The sequence below is a fragment of the Olsenella uli genome, from assembly GCF_901212675.1.
Classification (GTDB): domain Bacteria; phylum Actinomycetota; class Coriobacteriia; order Coriobacteriales; family Atopobiaceae; genus Parolsenella; species Parolsenella uli_B.
This window is the reverse complement of sequence record NZ_CAAKOQ010000028.1, coordinates 1-3245: the sequence shown is the minus strand read 5'-3', so window position 1 is coordinate 3245 and position 3245 is coordinate 1. Positions and strand designations below refer to the sequence as shown.

Annotated in this window: 2 protein-coding genes and 1 pseudogene; all 3 read right to left on the bottom strand. The window is 66.4% G+C overall.

Annotation, left to right across the window (positions count from 1 at the left end):
• Nucleotides 1-18 precede the first annotated feature (18 nt).
• Nucleotides 19-1206 carry an amino acid ABC transporter permease gene (locus tag EFAMC1_RS03280; protein WP_154052903.1) on the bottom strand — a complete coding sequence of 396 codons (1188 nt, stop codon included), beginning with the start codon at nucleotides 1204-1206 and terminating at the stop codon, nucleotides 19-21.
• A gap of 75 nt (nucleotides 1207-1281) precedes the next feature.
• Nucleotides 1282-2196, bottom strand: a complete 915-nt coding sequence (locus tag EFAMC1_RS03275) for a transporter substrate-binding domain-containing protein (RefSeq protein ID WP_154052902.1) — start codon at nucleotides 2194-2196, stop codon at nucleotides 1282-1284.
• 435 nt (nucleotides 2197-2631) lie between these two features.
• Nucleotides 2632-3245 (bottom strand): annotated as a pseudogene (locus tag EFAMC1_RS03270) (ABC transporter permease); the annotation flags it as partial.

Sequence of the window (3245 nt, the reverse complement as noted above, 5' to 3'; positions counted from 1 at the left end):
GCTCTCAGAAGTCATGTCCTACTCCTCAAGCTGGGCGGCGGTGTGGCCGTCTGCGGTGACGTGGCTGGACGACGAGCTCATGACCGGGCCGCTCTTCACGTCGAAGCGGGCGGCAAACCTGCCCAGCAGCCACGACGCGATGAGAACGAGCACCAGGTAGATGACGGCGGCGATGAGGCTCGTCTGGAACTGCTGGTAGTAGATGCCGGCCACGGTGGTCGTCGCGAACATGAGGTCGAACGTGCCGATGATCGACAGCACCGACGAGTCCTTGATGTTGATGACGAGCTCGTTGGAGAGGCCGGGGATCGAGTACTTGATGCCCTGCGGGAACACCACCTTGGCCATCGCCTGCCACTGCGACAGGCCCAGCGAGCGCGCGGCCTCGGCCTGGCCCTTGTCCACGGACTCGATGCCACCGCGCAGCACCTCCATCATGTAGGCGGTGGAGTTGAGCGTGATGGTCACGAGGCCGGCGAGGAAGGTGCTCCAGATGCCGTTGATCTGCGTGGTGGACATGTTGGTGGTCCTGAGCAGGCCAAACACGCCAAAGTAGATAATCATCGCCTGTACCATCATCGGCGTGCCGCGCACCACGAGCGAGTAGGCGCGCGCAAAGCCGCTGCCGACTTTCTTCCAGAAGCGGACGAAGTCGTTGTCGGGGCGGTCGATGGTCTGGATGCGGAAGAACACGAGGAGAAGCGCCAGCACGAATGCCACGAGCGTGCCGATGACGGCGAGCTCGACGGTGGTCACGAGGCCGGTCACGAAGGTGTCACGTCCCTGGTAGAGGATGTAGAGGATGCTCTGGAGCGTGTCGTTGGCCGGGCGGCTCGAGGCGTGCACGGCCACGTTCCACGCGGTGGCCACGCCCATCACGATGCGGTCGACCACGAGCACGGCCACGATGGCCCAGACCGCGTACGAGGCGAGGCGCAGGGCGCGCCGGCCGGCCGGGCTCGCGAGTGGCGAGGTCTCGGCGTAGGTGTCCCAGTGCGTGAGCTTGAGGACGAGACCCACCGCGGCAAGCACGAGCCACGCGGCGAGCAGGGCGTACATCACCACCTCGACGGGGTAGGCGTAGCGCATGAAGCTCAGCACCGGGCGCGGCGAGCTCGAGAGCCGCATGCCGATGGCGGCGACGACCGCCGTCCCCAGCAGGACGTAGCGGTGGTCTTGGCGGATGAATGACGCAAGGCGTGCCATGTGGGTGGCTCCTTTGGTGTTCTGGCGGTGCGGGAGGCGGTGCGGGCAGCGGGGGCAGGCGCGTGGCCGTGCGGCCTACGCCGGCTGCCGGTCCATGCAGCCGTTCCAGATCTGCTGGCGCTCGTCGGGCGAGAGCGTCGCGATCGCCTCGTTGATCTTGGCGAGCACGGCGTCCTGCCCCTTGGCGATGGCGGCGTTGTCGGGCATGACGGAGTCCTGGAACTTGTCGGTCATCTGCAGCTCGACGAAGTCGGGATACGTCTCGAGCAGCTTGGGAACCGAGAGCTTGGAGTAGGTGACGAGGTCGCTCGTGCCCGACGCGAGGCTCTCGGCCACGGCCGGGATGGTCTTGGCCGGCGTCATGTGGTTCACGTCGGGGATCTGGTCGATGACGTCATCGTACATCGTGGACGCCTGGCCCTTGATGGACGCGCCCTTGAGCTCGGCAAAGGTGGTGGCCGAGGCGAAGCGCGAGTCCTTCTTGGTGACGAGGACGATGTCGTCGTCGATGTAGGAGTCCGAGAAGTCCGCCGACTGCCTGCGCTCGTCTGTGACCGACATGCCGGCGCAGATGATGTCGATCTGTCCGTTGTTGAGCGAGTCGATGAGCGCGGAGAAGTCGAGCTTTACGGCGACGGGGTCCATGCCGAGCGCCTGCGCGATGAGCTTGGCGGCCTGCACGTCGTAGCCGTCGGCGTAGGCGCCTGAGACGTTCTCGATAGGAATCGTGGTGTCGGACGGCGTGCTGACCTGCCAGTTATACGGGGCGTAGGCGGCCTCCATGCCAACGCGCAGGGTCTTGCCGTCGCCAAGGGTCACGCTGCCGGAGCCGCCTGCGGCCTCCTCGGTCGAGACCTCGCCCACGATGTCGTCGGGCGCGGCCGGGCCGCAGGCGGTGAGGAGCGTGGCGCCCCCGATGCTGAGCGTGGTGAGGCCCGCGAGTCTGATGAACGAGCGACGGGAGACGCCCTGGTGGCGGGGATTGCCCATGGCGGTTCCTTCCTGGTCGACTGTCTTCCCGCGGACGCAGCCGAGCAAGGTGGTGCGCACGCTAACGGACTAGCATAGCGCGAGACGCGCCCGCATGCCCGAGAAGCAACCAACGGTAACCTCCGCGTGACATACGGGCGAGGGCGGGGTGGACGATGGCGGCTGCCTGAGGGCGCCTGTCGTCACGGCGGTTGCCGTATTCATAAACGAGCGTGCCCCGATGGTCGTTTTCGCTTCCCGGATGGGGTCGAAACGGCTATCGGGGCACGCTCAATTGTGGCTGTCTGTCGTGTGGCCCGCCGGCACGGTTGCCGTCCAACTCGGATGAAACCAGGGCGATTGTTCTCCGAGTTGGTCGGCAACCCGCGAGCCGGCGTCCAAGTTTGTCGGCAATGGCCGAGTCGCCACCCGAGTTGGTCGGCACGTGCGCGGCGGCTAGCGCGAGCGTACGGACTCGCGCAGCATCCCGGCGCCCAGGGCGTACGTGAGCAGGAAGTAGCCGCCGTAGCACATCACGAATATGGCGCAGGTGAGGCCCACCGTGCCGCCGATGGTAAGCGAGCCGAGCACCTCCACCACATTGACGATCACCTTCAGGGCCACGGCCGAGTGGGTGAGTGCCACCACCAGGGGAAACGCGAAGAACACGGCCTGCTGGGCGAGAAGGGAGCGACGAAGCGAGGTGGCGTCGGTTCCGAGCTCCGCGAGGAGGCGGTAGCTCGGCTGTGCGTCGGCCACGCCGGAGAGCTGCTGGATGGTGAGGATGGCGCCGCACGCCACCACGAGCACGAATCCCACGTAGACGGACAGGTAGCTGATGAGGCCGTTCACGGAGTCGGTGCTCTCGTAGATGCTGATGCGCGTGCTGCTCATACCGAAGGAGCCCACGTCCTGGCCGGCGGCGTCCGTCACGGTGCCGTAGTTGGCCGCGTTGCCGAACTTCTTGTCAATGGCGGAGGCGTCGGAGCCGGCGGGGTAGTCGACCAGCAGGTAGCTGTACTGGACGGGGAGGTTGAGGCTCGCGAGCACCTCGTCGGGAACCACGAGGG

Bases quoted from the DNA above. Each gene is read 5' to 3' on its own strand.
- EFAMC1_RS03280 (WP_154052903.1), bottom strand. From the start codon at position 1,206: ATGGCACGCCTTGCGTCATTCATCCGCCAAGACCACCGCTACGTCCTG.
- EFAMC1_RS03275 (WP_154052902.1), bottom strand. From the start codon at position 2,196: ATGGGCAATCCCCGCCACCAGGGCGTCTCCCGTCGCTCGTTCATCAGA.